This window comes from Mesorhizobium sp. B2-2-3 (assembly GCF_006442405.1).
In the GTDB taxonomy this organism is placed as follows: domain Bacteria; phylum Pseudomonadota; class Alphaproteobacteria; order Rhizobiales; family Rhizobiaceae; genus Mesorhizobium.
Genome location: NZ_VFWC01000004.1, coordinates 62,398 through 77,390 on the forward strand (window position 1 = coordinate 62,398; position 14,993 = coordinate 77,390).

Here is a 14,993-nt window from a genome sequence, read left to right on the forward strand (position 1 = left end):
CGCGGACATTCCGTGGAGAGGCGCCTCCGGCTCTTTGAGGCATCGCTTTCCAATGTGATATGGGGCAAAGCTGGCGGCATGCACGCGCATTGCGGGAGAGACGGTTGATGACCAAAGGTTCGGATCTGTTCGTGGCGGCCCTCGAGAACGAAGGGGTCGACCGGATATTCGGCATTCCGGGCGAGGAGAATCTCGACATCGTCGAATCCATCCGCCGCTCCTCGATCCAGCTCATCCTGACCCGTCACGAGCAGGCGGCCGCCTTCATGGCCGCGACCTATGGCCGGCTCACCGGCAAGCCAGGTGTGTGCATCACCACGCTCGGCCCCGGCGCGCTCAATCTGACGACCGGCTCGGCCTATGCGCTGCTCGGCGCCATGCCGATGATCATGATCACCGGCCAGAAGGGAATCCTGTCGTCCAGGCAGGCGCGGTTCCAGATCGTCGACATCGTCGCGGCGATGAAACCGCTGACCAAGCTGTCGCGCCAGATCGTCTCGCCCAAGATGATCCCCTCGCTGGTGCGCGAAGCCTTCCGCGTCGCGCAGGAAGAGCGGCCGGGTCCCGTGCATCTGGAACTGCCGGAAGACATTGCGGCGGCTGAGTGTGAGGATGTCCCGCTGGTGCCGACGCATCCGGTCGAACTGCCGCTGGCCGGTGCGGGCGCGCTCGACCGCGCCGCCCGCATGATCATCGAGGCCAAACGTCCGCTGCTGATGTTCGGCGCCGCGGCGTCGCGGCCGCGCGTCACGCCCGATGTCGCCCAGTTCGTGCTGCGCACCCAAATTCCCTATTTCACCACGCAGATGGGCAAGGGCACCGTGCCCGGCGGCACCGAACTCTACATGGGAACGGCGGCCCTTTCGGAACGCGACTACGTGCACGAGGCCATCGAACAGGCCGACCTGATCATCACCATCGGTCACGACACGGTCGAGAAGCCGCCCTTCATCATGGGCGTCAACGGGCCGAAGGTCATTCATGTCGGCTATCAAACCGCCGATGTCGAGCAGGTCTATTTCCCACAGACCGAGATCGTCGGCGACCTCGGCCCTTCGCTGGCGCTGCTGGCGGATCGCATCGAGGGCAAGATCCCCAACGCGCAGGCCCTGTTGCCGTTGCGCGAAGGCATTCTGAGCCGCATCGCCGCGCGCGCCACGGAAGACCGCTTCACGCCGCAACGCATCGTGCATGACGTGCGCGCCGTGATGCCCGCCGACGGGATCCTTGCCCTCGACAACGGCATGTACAAGATCTGGTTCGCGCGCAACTACCGCACGCGCATGGCCAACACGCTGCTGCTCGACAATGCGCTGGCCACCATGGGCGCGGGGCTGCCGTCGGCGATGATGGCGGCACTGCTCCATCCGCAGCGCCGCGTCATGGCCATCTGCGGCGATGGCGGCTTCATGATGAACAGCCAGGAACTGGAGACCGCCGTCCGGCTCAAGCTCAATCTTGTCGTCCTGCTGCTCGAGGACCACGCCTATGGCATGATCCGCTGGAAGCAGGCGGTCGACGAGTTTCCGGATTTCGGCATGACCTTCGGCAATCCCGATTTCGTCAAATACGCCGAGGCCTATGGTGCCAAGGGAACCAGGGTCGGCGCGGTCGCCGAATTCCGGCCGGCGCTGGAGCAGGCTTTTGCCGGCGGCGGCGTGCATCTCGTCGTCGTGCCCATCGACTATTCCGAAAACATCAGGGTGCTTGTCGACGAATTGCGTGAGCGGCTGCCAGCGGTGCAGGCGACCTGACGGCGGCTGGCGCCAAGGCCGTCGATGCCGAGATGCCTGGCTGGTTGTGAAGGCGTTTTCATCTGGCGTCGGGGGACCAGTCCGTCTCGATCAAGGGAATCTGCGGCGCCGCATCACGCGGCAACGTTCCCTTGGTCCTGGGGTCGTCGGCGATTTCAAAGCCGGTCGCAAAGGGCTCAAATCCGCAGGCCCTGTAGAAACCGATGACACTGTGATGGTCGAAGCTGCTGGTATGCAGCCAAATGCGGCTGGGCCGAAGACGCCATGCCTGGTCGAGCGCGCCGGCCATCAGCCGCTTGCCGAAGCCGCGGCCGGTCAGGGAGGGGAACAGGCCGAAATAGGTGATCTCGATCTCGTTGTCCTCGGCCGCCGAGAACTCGACCATGCCGACATGGGCGCCGCTTTCATCATGGCCGTAATAGAGATGCTGGCGCGGATCGGCGAAATGCGCGGCGATCTCGGCATCCGACATTTCGGCGGCGTGATCCCAGAGCCAGGGAGCGCCGATCTCCAGGAAGATTGCACGGTAGGAAGCACTGTCGGGTTTCGCGATCCTTGTCATGGTCAACGGCCGCGCGAGACCCGGCACCGGCGCGCGCGCTTCCATCCATGTCACCGCATTGACGATCTTGCCGGCCGGCACCCGCCGATAGCCAACCGTTAGATTGGTGATTTCATCAGGCAATCTGCCTTCGGTGACCAACATCTGTCCTCGACCTTCCCCACCGGCGCGCAAGAAGCTGATGCCAACTCTGCGCTCGCCTGCCAAGAGGCTCCCGAGGTGGGTCAAGATTTTTGGCCCGCCTGTCCCTTGCGTTTCACAGAGATGGCATATGAGATATGATACACCATCGAACGGAAAGCGGAATATCATGCCTGAGCGAATTGCCGACGAGGCCATTTTGAACGCGGTCGACGACGGCTTCGCGCGGCAGGTGGAATTCCTCGCGAACCTCGTGCGCTTCCCCTCGCAACGCGGCGAAGAACACGCGGCGCAATCCTTCATGGCAGCCGCGTATGAAGCAGATGGCTATACGGTGGACATGTGGCGTGTCGATGTCGATGCGATCCGCGACCTGCCGGGCTTTTCGCCCGTGGCCGTCTCCTATGACGACGCCTTCAACGTCGTCGCCACCCACATGCCGCGAAACGCGACCGGCCGCTCGCTGATCCTCAACGGCCACATCGACGTCGTGCCGACGGGCCCGCTCGATCGCTGGCTGCGCGATCCCTATGATCCGGTCATCGAGGACGGCTGGATGCATGGTCGCGGCGCCGGCGACATGAAGGCTGGGCTCTCGGCCTGCCTCTACGCGCTGGCCGCACTGCGCCGCCTCGGCTATCAGCCGGCCGCGAAGGTCTTCCTGCAATCGGTGGTCGAGGAAGAGTGCACCGGCAATGGCGCGCTCGCTTGCCTGCAGCGCGGTTACCGCGCCGACGCAGCCTTCATCCCCGAACCGCTGGAGCCGAAGCTGATGCGGGCGCAGGTCGGTCCGATCTGGTTTAGGGTCGAGGTCGACGGCGATCCCCAGCATGCGTCGGGCGCTTTCTCGGCCGGCGCCAACGCCATCGAAAAGGCTTTCCTCATCATCCAGGCGTTGAAGCAGCTCGAAATCGCCTGGAACGCGCGCAAGGTCGACGACAGGCATTTCTGCGATCACCCGCATCCGATCCGTTTCAATCTGGGCAAGATCGAAGGCGGCGAATGGACATCGAGCGTCCCCGCGCGCTGCGTGTTCGAGATGCGTGTCGCCACCTATCCCGGCCAGAAGCTGGAGGATGCCAGAGCCGAGCTCGAGGCCTGCATCGCCGACGCGGCCCGCGCCGATCCGTTCATGGCCAACCGCCCGCCCAGGATCACCTACAATGGCTTCATGGCCGAGGGCTATGTGCTGGAGGGCGCCGACGAGATGGAAGCCGTGCTGCGCCGCAGCCATACCGCCGTCTGGGGCGAGCCGCTGCAGGAACACGTCACCTCGGCAACCACCGATGCGCGCTTCTTCGGCCTCTACGCCGATACGCCAGCCATCGTCTACGGTCCGATCTGCCGCATGCCGCATGGCTATGACGAGGCGGTGGAACTCGAATCCGTACGCAAGGTCACCCAGACGATCGCGCTGTTCATCGCTGACTGGTGTGGGCTGGAGCCTGTCGACCCCGAGGCAAGACCATGACCGGCGCCCTGACGGATGCATTCGGCGAAACGCTGGCCGAGGACGCGCCCGATGTCTCGATCGCCGAAGCGCTTGCCATCCTGCGCCAGCACTACGGCCTTGCCGGCACCGCTCAGCCCTTGCCCGGGGAGCGCGACCACAATTTTCACATCCGCACCGACAGCAATGGCGAGTTTGTCCTGAAAATCTCGCATCCGGCGGAAGAGGCCGGCTTCACCGATTTCCAGAACAGGGCGCTGGACCACATCCTTGCGGTCGACCCCGCTTTACCGATTCCTTCGGTGCGCAAAAGCCTCGATGGCGATGCGCAGTTCGCCGTCAGCATCGGCGATTCGCAGCCGCGCATCATCCGCCTGGTCACCTATTTGCCCGGCCAGTTGCTTTCGCGCTCGCCTGTATCGCCTGTGCAAGATCGCAATCTCGGCATCTTCCTCGCTCGGCTTGGCCGGGCACTGCGCGGCTTTTTCCACCCGGCCGCCGGCAGCGATCTTTTGTGGGATATCCGCAAGGTCGCCAAGACGCGGCCCATGCTGGCACATATCGCCGATGCCGGGCGCCGGGCCATGGTCGAGCGCGTCATCGATGCCTTCGAGGAGCACGCCGCACCCGTCATCCCCAGCCTGCGCGCCCAGATCGTCCACAACGACATGAACTCGTACAATGTGGTGATGGACGCATCGCGGCCGGAGATCGTCAGCGGCATCCTCGATTTCGGCGACATGATCCATTCGCCGCTGATCTGCGATCTCGCCATCGGCGCCGTCTACCGCTGGCCAGCCGACGGTCACCCGCTGGCGCCCGCCGCGCGCTTCGTCGCCGGTTATCAGTCGGTGCAGCCGCTCGAGGCCGAGGAGATCGGCATCCTGTTCGACCTGATCCGTGCCCGCCTTGCTCTCATCGCCAACATTGCCACCTGGCAGGCGGAGCGCTTCCCGGCCAAGCGCGATTATGTGCTGCGCCTCATCACCGAGGTCTGGGCCTCGCTCGAGCGGCTGGACGGACTGTCACACAGCGATGCCCGCCGTTATTTCCTCGATCATTCCAATCCGGAGTAGACGCTCGTGTCCCAATCCTCGCCCGCAAATGCCTCCGCCGATGCCGGTGCATCAGCATCCGCGCTGCTCGAGCGCCGTGCCAGGCTGCTCGGCCCGACCTATCGCGCCTTCTACCGCAACCCGATCCATCTCGTGCGTGGCAGCGGCGTCTGGCTCTACGATGCCCAGGGTCGCAAGTATCTCGATGCCTACAACAACGTCGCTTCGGTCGGGCATTGCCATCCACGTGTCGTCGAGGCGCTGTCGGGGCAGGCGGCCACGCTCAACACCCACACGCGTTATCTCAGCGAAATCATCCTCGACTACGCGGAAAGACTTCTCGGCACGCTTCCGCCTCATCTCGGCCATGCCATGTTCACCTGCACCGGCAGCGAGGCCAACGATCTCGCCATCCGCATCGCCCAGCATTCCAGCGGCAATACCGGCGTGATCATCACCGATTTCGCCTATCATGGCGCCACCATCGCCACGGCGCAGCTGTCGCCGGCAGCGGTCGGGGCAAAAGGCGTGCCCGCGCAGCACAGGACCGTGGCAGCGCCGGATGCGTTTCGCAACCAGGGCCGGGCCGCGCGCGATTTCGCCAGGAATGTCGCCGCCGCCATCGAGGACATGCGCGCACAGAACGTGCGCCCGGCGGCGCTGCTGCTCGACTCGGCATTTTCCAGCGACGGAATTTTCTTCCCCGATGCATCGGTGATGCGCGAGGCGGCCGATCACGTCAGGAAGGCGGGCGGCATCGTCATTGCCGACGAAGTCCAGTCCGGCTTCGGCAGGCTCGGCCAGGGCATGTGGGGTTTCGCCAATTACGGCCTCGAACCTGACATCGTCACCATGGGCAAGCCGATCGGCGACGGGCATCCGATGGCCGCGGTCATCGTGCGGCCGCAGCTTGTTGCCTCCTTCGGTTCCAACACCGGCTACTTCAACACATTCGGCGGCAATCCTGTCGCCGCCGCCGTCGGCATCGCGGTGCTCGACGTGATCGAAGGCGAGGGGCTGGTCGAGAATGCGCGCACGGTTGGGGCCTATACGGGCGAGCTGCTGCGCGCCTTGCAGGGTCGCCACGCCATGGTCGCCGATGTCAGGCATAACGGTCTTTATTTCGGCGTCGAGTTGACTGCGGAGGGGGACGAGGCGCTGGCCTCCACCAGGACGTCGGCGGTCGTCGAAGCCATGCGCGAGGACGGCGTGCTGATCTCGTCGTGCGGTCCGCGCGGCAACGTGCTGAAGATCAGGCCGCCGCTGCCGTTCGCCAGGGACAATGCCGAGCAACTTGCCGAAACGCTCGATCGCACCCTGTCTCGCTGGTGAGGGGATAGGAAAGGGTGCGGCAATCGACATGCTGAAGCTCGAACATCAGACCCTGAACGACCGCGCCTATGGCGCGCTCAAGCAGGAGCTGATTTCGGGCGGCTTCAGCCCGGGCCAGACATTGGTCATCCGCAAGCTTGCCGAGACGTTCGGCATTTCGACGACACCAATCCGCGAGGCGCTGCAACGGCTCATCGCCGAGCGGCTTCTGGAGTTGCAGAACAACCGCTCGATCATCGTGCCCTTGCTGTCTGCCCCCGCCTTCGAGGAACTGACGCGCATCCGCGTCGCTGTGGAGGGGTTGGCGGGTGAGATGGCCGCGTCGCGCATCACCGAAGACGGGCTGGTCGACATACAGGCCACGCTGGCGGGCATGCAGCGCGCGATTGAGGCGGGCGACGCCGGGGCCTATCTCGCGCTCAACGAGGCCTTCCACTTCGCCATCTACCGGCATGCCGGGGCCCCGATCCTCCTCAACATGATCCGTGATCTCTGGGGGCGGGTTGGGCCCTATCTCAAGCTCCTGATGCAGGCCGATCGCTACAAACCCCAGTCGAACGAGGCGCATCGCAAGATCGTCGCGGCATTGGCGCAGCGCAACGGCGCCGACGTCAGGACCTTCATAGAACAGGACATCGCCATGGCGGCGGCGGTGCTGGCGGGGAACCTTCGCGCGGCCGAATGACGACGCGATGCCGTCGCGCCCCGCGATCGGCCTATGCGGTCTTGTCCAGCCGGTCGCGAAGCATGCTCCACGGCAGCAGCGCGTTTGGCGCGAAGCGCAGCAGGCTGTGGAACGGCATCGGCGACGGCGGCGCAAAGGGCAGTGGCAGATCGCGGGCGTCGGTTCCGCTAGCCCAGTCCGCAAGCACCTTGCCCATGGCCGTGGTCATGGCGATGCCGCGACCGTTGCAGGCGCGACCTGCGATCAGCCCCGGTCCGAGATCGATGAGGTGGGGCAGGAAATCGGGTTCGACTGCTGCCATCCCCGACCAGCCATAGGCGAGCGGCGGCAGGTCCGGGAGCTCGAGATGCCGGGCCAGCCGCCGCTGGATCGTCTGCGGCAGGCGTCGGTCCGCACCGGGGCCGAAGACATGCATGCCGCCGCTGATCAGCCTGTTTTCGGCATCGAAGCGGTAGGTGAAGAGATTGCGTCTCGTGTCGCCGACGCCTTGCCCGCCGGGCAACAGGCGGCTGCGCACCTCGCGCGGCAGCGGCGCCGTCGCGATCTGGAAGATTTTCAGCGGGAAATAGGTTTTCCGAAGCCCCGGATTGAGCTGTCCGCCATAGGCGTTGGTGGCGATCAGCACCTTTCCTGTGCGCACCGAACCCATTTGCGTCTTCAGCGACCAGCCGTCCGCGATACGGTCGATCGCGGCGACGCGCGTGTGCTCGAACAGGCGCGCGCCGGCTTTTTCCGCCACGTCGGCCAGGCCGCGCGCATAGGCGACCGGATTGAGCACGCCTCCTGAACGATCCATCCAACCGCCGACATAACCGCGGGCGCCGGTCAGCGCCTCGATTTCTTGCCGGTCCAACACGACGGCCGGTCGGCCGCGCTCCGCCCATTGCCCCGCGCGTGATTTGACCTTTTCGAGCGCGACAGGGGAATGTGCCGGCTGGATCCAACCGCTCTGCACCGCGTCGCACTCGATGCCGTGCCGCCTGATCAGGCCGAAGACCAGATCGGCGCTGCCGGCCGCGAATTCGATCAGCCTCTCGCCGCGCTCGGGTCCAAGATGGGCCTTTATCGCATCCGGATCCATTTTGGCGAAGTTCGGCACGATGAAGCCGGCATTCCTGCCGGTAGCGCCCCAGGCGATGGTTTCGGCCTCGAGAACGGCGACCGAAAGACCTCTGGCCGCGGCATGCAAGGCCGTCGAAAGGCCGGTGAAGCCGCCGCCGACGATGGCAAGGTCGACATCGAGCTCGCCTTCCAGCGCCGGGCGGAGGCGGGTCTCACGGCTGACCGCGTGCCAAAGCGAAAGCGCTTCCTGCCGGGCCATTGCGGTCACGAGCCGCTCTCGCCGGCGGCCACCTTCGCCCGCTTGCCGAGCCGTGCCCGCCGCGGCCGTTCCCCGAACAGTCCGTTGGGGCGGACCAGGAGGATAATGCACAGCATGACGCCGATTGCCACGATCTGCAGGGATGCGGCGCGGGCCTGTTGCTCCGGCGGGAACAGCGCGCTGGTGAGCGTGCCCGACCCGGCCCATATCCCCCAGACCAGGATGCTGCCGATGACGGCACCGGCATTGCTGCCCGAGCCGCCGACGATCAGCATCACCCAGACCTGGAAGGTCAGGATCGGCAGGTAATTGTCCGGCGCAATGAAGCCGGTGAAATGCGCCTGCAAGGCGCCCGCTAGGGCCATGATGGCGCCGCCGACCGCGAAGGCCTGGACACGGTAGAAGCGCGCGCTCTTGCCGAGCGAGATCGCCGCCCGCTCGTCCTCCCGCAGCGCCTTCAGCACCCGGCCCCACGGGCTGCGAGACAGGTGCTCCAGCGCCAGATAGGCGACCAGCGTGACCGCCGAGACGACGGCAAGGTTCGACAGGTTGAACAGCAGCGGCGTCTCGGCGAGGCTGCCGAAAGGGCGCGGGATGAAGCCGATGCCGAACGGACCGCCGGTCAGTTTCTGCGCATTAAGCGCGACCAGTTGCACGACCACGGCGACGCCGAAGGTGGTGATGGCAAGGTAGTCGGATCTGAGCCGCAACGTGGCGATGCCCGTCAGGGCCGCGGCGATGCCGCCGACGACCATGGCGCCGACCCAGCCGGCCAGGATCGGTAGCCCAAAACCGCCCAGACGCGCGGCATCGTCCGGCGTCGTCAGCAGCGCCGATGTATAGGCGCCGATGGCGACGAAGCCGGCGAGCCCGACATTGAAGAGCCCAGTCAGCCCCCATTGCAGATTGAGCCCCAGCGTGACCAACGAAAAGATCAGCGCCGTGGTCAGGAAGAAAGCGCCATAGCCGAGCAGGTCCATCAGCGTTCCTTCACACCAAAAAGGCCGATCGGCCGCACGAACAGCACCGCCATCAAGATGATGAAGGAGACCGCGGCGCGCCATTCGGCGCCGATCAGTTGCACCGCGGCGGCCTCGGTGAGCCCGATGATCAACCCGCCGAGCACGGCGCCCGGGATGCTGCCGATACCGCCCAGAATGGCGGCCGCGAACATCGGCAGCAGCATGTCGAAGCCCATGAATGGGCGGATCTGCACCAGGATGCCGATCATCACGCCGGCGACGCAGGCAAGCGCTGCGCCGAGGATCCAGGTGACGCGCACCACCTTGGCGACATCGATGCCGACGACGCGGGCAAGTGCTGCATTCTGGCTCAGGGCCTGCATGGACCGGCCGGTCTGCGTGCGCGTCATCAACAGGTGTACGCCCAACACCAGAATCGCCGTTAGCAGCAACAGCGCGATCTGGTCCGGCGTGATGCGGATGCCGAAGCCGACCGGCATGGCGATCTGGATGGCGCGGCTGAAATAGGTCGGGCGTGAGGTGAAGGTGAACTCGAGCAGGCTTCGCAGCGCCATCGAGGCGCCGAAGCTTGCCATCACCACGATGATGGCCTGGCCCTGGGAGCGCAGCCGCGCGAACAGCACTTTGTCGAGCAGCAGCGCCAGCAGGGCGGTGAATGCCATGCCGACGACCAGCGCGACGATGAGAGGCCACCCGAAGGAAAGCGGGGCGATCGGCACCACCTTGCCGATCGTCGCGCCGATGGCGCCTACGACGGCCAGCGTCGCATAGGTGCCCCAGGCCATGAAGTCGCCATGGGCGAAGTTCGAGAAGCGCAGGATCGAATAGGTCAGCGTCACGCCGATGGCGCCGAGGCCGATCATCGAGCCCGTCAGCAATCCGTCGACGATGAATTGCAGGTTCATGCCGCACTTCCCTTGCCTGAAGGCGCGGCCTTGCCGGCGCTGTCCGGGCGCTGGCCAAGATAGAGCTCGGCGACCACCGGATCGCTCCACAGTTCAGAGGCGATGCCCTCGTGCCGGTCCTTGCCTTCGACCAGCACATAGGCGCGGTCGCCGATGGCGAGCGCCGCCTTGGCGTTCTGTTCGACCAGCAGGATGGTGACTCCGGACTTGCGGATGCCGGCCAGCATCTCGAACACCATCGAGACGAATTTCGGCGACAGGCCGGCCGACGGCTCGTCCAGCACCAGCACCTTGGGATGGACGATCAGCGCCCGCGCCACGGCCAGCATCTGGCGCTGCCCGCCCGACAGATTGCCGGCGGCGATACGGCGCTGGCGCGCCAGGTCCGGGAAGGTCGCGTACATCTCGTCGATGCGGGCGGGAACCTCGCGGCGCTCGATAATGCCGCAGGCAACCCTGAGATTGTCGTCGACCGACATCAGTGGAAACACGTTCTCGGTCTGAGGCACGAAGGCGAGCCCAAGCCGCACCATGGTGTGGGCCGGTGCGGTGGTGATATCCTTGCCGTCGAGGAGAACGGTGCCGCCGGTGACCGGGACGAGACCGGCAATTGCCTTGATCAGGCTCGACTTGCCGGCACCGTTGGGGCCGAGAACGACGACGATTTCGCCCTTCCTCACGGTGATCGAAGCACCGCGCACGATCGGCACGCCGGGCTCGTAACCGGCTTCGAGGTTGCGGACGTCAAGCACGGTCCCGCTCATGCCGCGCCCCCGAGATAGGCCTCGATGACGCGCGGATCGCGCGCCACCTCGTCGGCCGTGCCCTCGCACAGAAGCTCGCCGCCCGCCATCACCAGAACGCGATGGCAAAGCCGGGTCACCATGTCGATGTTGTGCTCGATCAGAAGAAAGGTGATGCCGCTTTTGTTGATGTCGCGGATGCGGTCGATGATGACTTCGAGCAGCGTGGCGTTGACGCCGGCCGCGGGCTCGTCGAGCAGGATGATGGCCGGGTCGGCCATCATCACACGGGCAAGTTCGAGCAGTTTGCGCTGGCCGCCGGAAAGCACCCGCGCCGGTTCGTGCGCCAGCCGGGTGAGCGAGACGAGTTCAAGCAGTTCGGCAGCCTTCTCGGCGGCTGCCTTCTCTTCGGCGGCGACCCGCCACGGGATCAGGAAATTGGCGAGCAGCCGCTCCCCTGCCTGACGTTGCGCGGCGAGCATGACGTTTTCGATCAGCGTGAGATTGGGCAAGGGCCGGGGAATCTGAAAGGTGCGCCCAAGACCGCGGCCAATGCGCAGGTGCGCTGCTTCACCGGAGACGAGCGCCCCGTTGAGACGTATCTCGCCGCTTGTAGGCAGGATGCTGCCGGCGAGCAGGTCGAACATCGTCGTCTTGCCGGCGCCGTTGGGGCCGATCAGGCCGAGGATCTCGCCCGGGCGGACCTCGAACGAGACATCGTTGACGGCGACAAGGCCGCCGAAACGCCGCACGACGTTCTTTGCTGCCAAAACCGGCGCCTGGGTCTCCGTCCCATGCCGTTTCGCCGTGTCGTTCATCAAGCCCTCTGGCCGAAGCGATCTTTGCCGCTTTCTGATTTTTGATTTGTGATCACACTTGCTTTGATCACGGTAATCAGCTTTAATTTTCTCCGCAAGCCGAAAACAGGCCAGGCCGCCGAAAAGGCCAAGATCGGGAACGCCATGCAAAGGGCTGCTGTCGAGCGCACCAACGAGGTCATCGCCGCGCAACTCGCGCCGGTCGGCCGCGAGACGGTGCAGGACCGCGTCTATTCCGAATTGCGCAGGGCGCTGATTGGCGGTCTCTTCGAGCCGAGCCAGGTTCTGACCATACGCGGCCTTGCCGATGCGCTGGTCACGTCTACCATGCCGGTGCGCGAGGCGCTTGGGCGGCTGATCACGGAAAAGGCGCTGGAAGCGCTTCCAAACCGCTCGGTGCGGGTGCCGCCGATCACGCTGGAACGCATCGACGACCTCCTGCGCGCCCGTGCCCTGATCGAAGGCGAGGCAATCGCGCTTGCCGCCGCGCGCATGGATCCGCGTCAGATCGCCACCATCGAAACTATTCTCGGTGAATGGGACGAGATGCGGGCGCTGAAGCACAAGAAGGATGTCGACCGCGAGGTGACGCTCAATCAGAGCTTTCATTTCGAAATCTATCGCGCCTGCGGTTCCGCCGTGCTGATCCCGATGATCGAGAGCCTCTGGCTGCAGTCGGGACCATGCATCCGAGTTGCAATCTATGCCTTTTCCGAGGCCGGCGAGGTCGACACCGCCCATTATCATCGCAGCATCGTCGCCGCGCTTGCGGCGCAGGATGCCCAGGCCGCACGCGAGGCGCTGGTGGCCGACATCAGCCGCCCTTTCGCTTTCCTGCGCGACAAGCTGAAGTTGACGGCAAAAGCGGAGTGAATGCCTGATATGACCAGACGCATCATCAGGATCACCGAGCCGCATTCCGAGCTGTCGGTGACGGCGCAGTTGCTGCCGGAAAAAGCGCCAGAGAACGCAACGTTCCTGTGGTCTTACCTGGCCGAGCCGCGCGTCGTCGCGGGCATTCATGCCATGTGGACCGGCCCGGAAATCTCCTGTCCGATCCCCGCGGCGCATCTGGACGGCGAGGCCTTTGCCCAGGCCTTGCCGGCGGAGAACGCGACGCTGACGCCGCAGCCCGGCGACATCGTGCTTTCCTATGTGCCGCCGCGCATGTGGGGCGGCAACCCGCATGCGATCTTCGACATCGGCCTGTTCTACGGGCAAGGCGCGCGCCTGCTGTTTCCGATCGGCTGGCTGGCGGGAAGCGTGGTTGCGCAGGTGCTGCCCGAGCAACGCGATCAGTTTGCTTCTGCCTGCGGCATCATTCGGCGCAACGGCGCCTGCGATGTCACCTTCACGCGGCTGGAGAGCTGAAATGGCTGAACGCGACGACAGCTTCGAACTTTTCGATCTCCGCGTCGAGGCTGTCGTGCCCGAAGGCAAGGCGGTTTATTGCGGCGCCAAGCCCGGCGACTATTTCGAGCTGAAGGGCGAGATGCTGTCGATGCCGGCGGGCCAGGGATTTTCGATCTATTCCATAGCGGCCGTGCTGCCGCTGCTGGCGGCGAAGCAGCGCCCCACCCATGCCAATGACTGGATGACCTCGGATGCCGAGATCGCCTGTCCCGATCCCAATTGCGCCAGCAGGCTCAGGATCGTCAGGACCGGCAAACGGCGGTTCAGTCACGCCGAGACCACGGCGGTGCCGCTGCCGAAGGAGAGTGAGCAGAGATGACCGCCAAGGCTTTCGAACTCAACCCCGGCTACACCATCTCGCGCGTCATTCGCGGTGGCTGGCAGTTGGCCGGCGGCCACGGCGCGGTGGACCGTCAGCAGGCAGTATCTGACCTGATCGCCACGTTCGACGCCGGGATCTGGACCTATGACTGCGCCGATATCTACACCGGCGTCGAGGAGCTGATCGGAGCGGCGCGGCTGCGTCTGGCCAACGAACGCGGTCTCGATGCCGCCGCCAGGATGAGGGTGCACACCAAGCTCGTGCCGGACCTCGAGCGGCTCGCCGGCATCAGCCGCGATTACATCAGAGGCATAGTCGACCAGTCTCTGCGCCGGCTGAAGACCGAGCGGCTCGACCTCGTGCAGTTCCACTGGTGGGACTATTCAGTGCCTCGCTATGTCGACGCGATGGGTTGGCTCGACGAGCTCCGGCTGGAAGGCAAGGTGCGCAATGTCGGCACCACCAATTTCGATACGCAGCGCCTGGGCGAAATCCTATCGGCCGGCGTGCCAGTCGTCAGCCAGCAACTGCAATACTCCGTCCTCGACCAGCGTCCGGCGGCGAGCCTCGCCGCGCTCGCCGCGCGCAACGGCGTCAGTTTTCTCTGCTACGGTTCGGTGGCCGGCGGCTTTCTCGGCGACAGATGGCTCGGCGTCGCCGAACCGGACATGCCGCTCGAAAACCGCTCGCTGGTCAAATACAAGCTGATCATCGACGACTTCGGCGGCTGGGAGCTCTTCCAGACCCTACTCAGTGTGCTGAAGCGGATCGGCGACCGCCACGGCGTCGACATCGCCACTGTCGCCAGCGCCTGGGTGCTCGAGCAGCCGCAAGTGGCGGCCGTCATCGTCGGCGCCCGGAACCAGGCGCATGCGCTGGCCAATGCGAAGATCATGGATGTCGCGCTCGGGGCCGAGGACCGGGCGGAGATCGGCGCCGTGATCGCCCAGAGCCGGGGTCCCCTCGGCGACGTCTACACGCTGGAGCGTGACCGTCACGGCCGCCACGGCTCGATCATGCACTACAACCTCAACGCGGCCCGGCCATGAGCGCCACCACCGAAAGCCTGTTTTCGCGGGCCAGCACCGAAATCATCGAGTTGCATCGCTTCTTCGTCGACTGGTTCGTCGCATCGCGCGTCGGCAAGGCCGATTTCAGCCGCTTCGAACGCGTCATGGGCGAAGGCCTGGCCATGGTCACGCCTGACGGCACGGTCCTCGATCGCGATGCGGTCGTCGACCATGTCCGCGCAAGCCGCGCTTCCTGCGACGAAGCCTTCGCCATCTCGATCGAGGACATCCGGCCGGGCTGGCAAACCGGCGACGCGATCGTCGTGCTCTATGTCGAGGCGCAGTTGCGAGGCGGCAAGCATAGCCGCCGTCAGTCGAGTGCGCTCTTCACCACCAATCCATCGGCGCCCAACGGCGTCGAATGGCGACATCTGCATGAAACCTGGCTGCAGATGCCGGAAAGCTGAACAGGCTCCAGGCGTGAAATTTGGTTCGTGTA

17 protein-coding genes are annotated in these 14,993 nt (G+C 65.3%); 10 read left to right on the forward strand and 7 right to left on the reverse strand.

All coding sequences use genetic code 11. From position 1 onward, the window contains the following. Window positions 1-107: 107 nt before the first annotated feature. Window positions 108-1,754: an acetolactate synthase large subunit gene (locus tag FJ951_RS08905; protein ID WP_140514539.1), complete on the forward strand. Its 1,647-nt coding sequence runs from the start codon at window positions 108-110 to the stop codon at window positions 1,752-1,754. A gap of 58 nt (window positions 1,755-1,812) precedes the next feature. Here FJ951_RS08905 and FJ951_RS08910 read toward each other — a convergent pair whose 3' ends face one another. Beyond that, a complete protein-coding gene (locus tag FJ951_RS08910; RefSeq protein ID WP_181171737.1) occupies window positions 1,813-2,460 on the reverse strand; it encodes a GNAT family N-acetyltransferase in 648 nt (215 codons plus the stop codon). 166 nt (window positions 2,461-2,626) lie between these two features. Here FJ951_RS08910 and FJ951_RS08915 point away from each other — a divergent pair, with 166 nt between their 5' ends. From FJ951_RS08915 to FJ951_RS08930, 4 genes are read left to right on the forward strand one after another with little or no spacing between them, the layout of a single operon-like run. Next, window positions 2,627-3,928 carry an ArgE/DapE family deacylase gene (locus FJ951_RS08915; protein WP_181172214.1) on the forward strand — a complete coding sequence of 434 codons (1,302 nt, stop codon included), beginning with the start codon at window positions 2,627-2,629 and terminating at the stop codon, window positions 3,926-3,928. Further along, window positions 3,925-4,983 carry a phosphotransferase gene (locus FJ951_RS08920; RefSeq protein ID WP_140514541.1) on the forward strand — a complete coding sequence of 353 codons (1,059 nt, stop codon included), beginning with the start codon at window positions 3,925-3,927 and terminating at the stop codon, window positions 4,981-4,983. The genes FJ951_RS08915 and FJ951_RS08920 overlap by 4 nt, the downstream gene beginning before the upstream one ends. A gap of 6 nt (window positions 4,984-4,989) precedes the next feature. Continuing rightward, window positions 4,990-6,294, forward strand: coding sequence for an aspartate aminotransferase family protein (locus FJ951_RS08925; RefSeq protein ID WP_140514542.1), 1,305 nt, complete (start codon window positions 4,990-4,992; stop codon window positions 6,292-6,294). Window positions 6,295-6,322: 28 nt separating this feature from the next. Then, window positions 6,323-6,979, forward strand: coding sequence for a GntR family transcriptional regulator (locus FJ951_RS08930; protein WP_140514544.1), 657 nt, complete (start codon window positions 6,323-6,325; stop codon window positions 6,977-6,979). Between the two features lie 31 nt (window positions 6,980-7,010). Here FJ951_RS08930 and FJ951_RS08935 read toward each other — a convergent pair whose 3' ends face one another. Genes FJ951_RS08935 through FJ951_RS28400 form a run of 6 tightly spaced genes read right to left on the reverse strand, consistent with a single transcriptional unit; the run spans window position 7,011 to window position 11,895 of the window. Then, the gene (locus FJ951_RS08935) at window positions 7,011-8,309 is read right to left on the reverse strand and encodes an FAD-dependent oxidoreductase (RefSeq protein WP_140514546.1); all 1,299 of its coding nucleotides are present in this window, start codon (window positions 8,307-8,309) and stop codon (window positions 7,011-7,013) included. Continuing rightward, window positions 8,306-9,283 (reverse strand): branched-chain amino acid ABC transporter permease, encoded by a 978-nt coding sequence (locus tag FJ951_RS08940; RefSeq protein ID WP_181167207.1) that lies wholly within the window; start codon window positions 9,281-9,283, stop codon window positions 8,306-8,308. Before FJ951_RS08940 ends, FJ951_RS08935 begins: the two co-directional genes overlap by 4 nt. Next, complete coding sequence (locus FJ951_RS08945) at window positions 9,280-10,188, reverse strand: branched-chain amino acid ABC transporter permease (RefSeq protein ID WP_140514550.1); 909 nt, start codon at window positions 10,186-10,188, stop codon at window positions 9,280-9,282. The genes FJ951_RS08940 and FJ951_RS08945 overlap by 4 nt, the downstream gene beginning before the upstream one ends. Then, the gene (locus tag FJ951_RS08950) at window positions 10,185-10,952 is read right to left on the reverse strand and encodes an ABC transporter ATP-binding protein (protein WP_140497660.1); all 768 of its coding nucleotides are present in this window, start codon (window positions 10,950-10,952) and stop codon (window positions 10,185-10,187) included. The genes FJ951_RS08945 and FJ951_RS08950 overlap by 4 nt, the downstream gene beginning before the upstream one ends. Next, a complete protein-coding gene (locus FJ951_RS08955) occupies window positions 10,949-11,749 on the reverse strand; it encodes an ABC transporter ATP-binding protein (protein ID WP_140514551.1) in 801 nt (266 codons plus the stop codon). Before FJ951_RS08955 ends, FJ951_RS08950 begins: the two co-directional genes overlap by 4 nt. Further along, a complete protein-coding gene (locus FJ951_RS28400; RefSeq protein ID WP_181172215.1) occupies window positions 11,749-11,895 on the reverse strand; it encodes a hypothetical protein in 147 nt (48 codons plus the stop codon). The genes FJ951_RS08955 and FJ951_RS28400 overlap by 1 nt, the downstream gene beginning before the upstream one ends. On the opposite strand from FJ951_RS28400, the gene FJ951_RS08960 reads away from it, so the two are divergent. From FJ951_RS08960 to FJ951_RS08980, 5 genes are read left to right on the forward strand one after another with little or no spacing between them, the layout of a single operon-like run. Then, entirely contained in the window at window positions 11,894-12,622 is a 729-nt protein-coding gene (locus FJ951_RS08960; RefSeq protein WP_140497664.1) for a GntR family transcriptional regulator, read from the forward strand. The two genes, FJ951_RS28400 and FJ951_RS08960, sit on opposite strands and share 2 nt — an antisense overlap. Window positions 12,623-12,631: 9 nt before the next feature. Further along, the gene (locus FJ951_RS08965; RefSeq protein WP_140514553.1) at window positions 12,632-13,120 is read left to right on the forward strand and encodes a DUF3830 family protein; all 489 of its coding nucleotides are present in this window, start codon (window positions 12,632-12,634) and stop codon (window positions 13,118-13,120) included. Window position 13,121: 1 nt separating this feature from the next. Then, the gene (locus tag FJ951_RS08970) at window positions 13,122-13,481 is read left to right on the forward strand and encodes a TIGR04076 family protein (protein WP_140514555.1); all 360 of its coding nucleotides are present in this window, start codon (window positions 13,122-13,124) and stop codon (window positions 13,479-13,481) included. Next, a complete protein-coding gene (locus tag FJ951_RS08975; protein ID WP_140514557.1) occupies window positions 13,478-14,533 on the forward strand; it encodes an aldo/keto reductase in 1,056 nt (351 codons plus the stop codon). The genes FJ951_RS08970 and FJ951_RS08975 overlap by 4 nt, the downstream gene beginning before the upstream one ends. Continuing rightward, window positions 14,530-14,961 carry a DUF4440 domain-containing protein gene (locus FJ951_RS08980; RefSeq protein ID WP_140514559.1) on the forward strand — a complete coding sequence of 144 codons (432 nt, stop codon included), beginning with the start codon at window positions 14,530-14,532 and terminating at the stop codon, window positions 14,959-14,961. Before FJ951_RS08975 ends, FJ951_RS08980 begins: the two co-directional genes overlap by 4 nt. Window positions 14,962-14,993 lie beyond the last annotated feature (32 nt).

Bases quoted from the DNA above. Each gene is read 5' to 3' on its own strand.
- FJ951_RS08905 (WP_140514539.1), top strand. From the start codon at position 108: ATGACCAAAGGTTCGGATCTGTTCGTGGCGGCCCTCGAGAACGAAGGG.
- FJ951_RS08910 (WP_181171737.1), bottom strand. From the start codon at position 2,460: ATGTTGGTCACCGAAGGCAGATTGCCTGATGAAATCACCAATCTAACG.
- FJ951_RS08915 (WP_181172214.1), top strand. From the start codon at position 2,627: ATGCCTGAGCGAATTGCCGACGAGGCCATTTTGAACGCGGTCGACGAC.
- FJ951_RS08920 (WP_140514541.1), top strand. From the start codon at position 3,925: ATGACCGGCGCCCTGACGGATGCATTCGGCGAAACGCTGGCCGAGGAC.
- FJ951_RS08930 (WP_140514544.1), top strand. From the start codon at position 6,323: ATGCTGAAGCTCGAACATCAGACCCTGAACGACCGCGCCTATGGCGCG.
- FJ951_RS08945 (WP_140514550.1), bottom strand. From the start codon at position 10,188: ATGAACCTGCAATTCATCGTCGACGGATTGCTGACGGGCTCGATGATC.
- FJ951_RS08950 (WP_140497660.1), bottom strand. From the start codon at position 10,952: ATGAGCGGGACCGTGCTTGACGTCCGCAACCTCGAAGCCGGTTACGAG.
- FJ951_RS08955 (WP_140514551.1), bottom strand. From the start codon at position 11,749: ATGAACGACACGGCGAAACGGCATGGGACGGAGACCCAGGCGCCGGTT.
- FJ951_RS08960 (WP_140497664.1), top strand. From the start codon at position 11,894: ATGCAAAGGGCTGCTGTCGAGCGCACCAACGAGGTCATCGCCGCGCAA.
- FJ951_RS28400 (WP_181172215.1), bottom strand. From the start codon at position 11,895: ATGGCGTTCCCGATCTTGGCCTTTTCGGCGGCCTGGCCTGTTTTCGGC.
- FJ951_RS08965 (WP_140514553.1), top strand. From the start codon at position 12,632: ATGACCAGACGCATCATCAGGATCACCGAGCCGCATTCCGAGCTGTCG.
- FJ951_RS08970 (WP_140514555.1), top strand. From the start codon at position 13,122: ATGGCTGAACGCGACGACAGCTTCGAACTTTTCGATCTCCGCGTCGAG.
- FJ951_RS08975 (WP_140514557.1), top strand. From the start codon at position 13,478: ATGACCGCCAAGGCTTTCGAACTCAACCCCGGCTACACCATCTCGCGC.
- FJ951_RS08980 (WP_140514559.1), top strand. From the start codon at position 14,530: ATGAGCGCCACCACCGAAAGCCTGTTTTCGCGGGCCAGCACCGAAATC.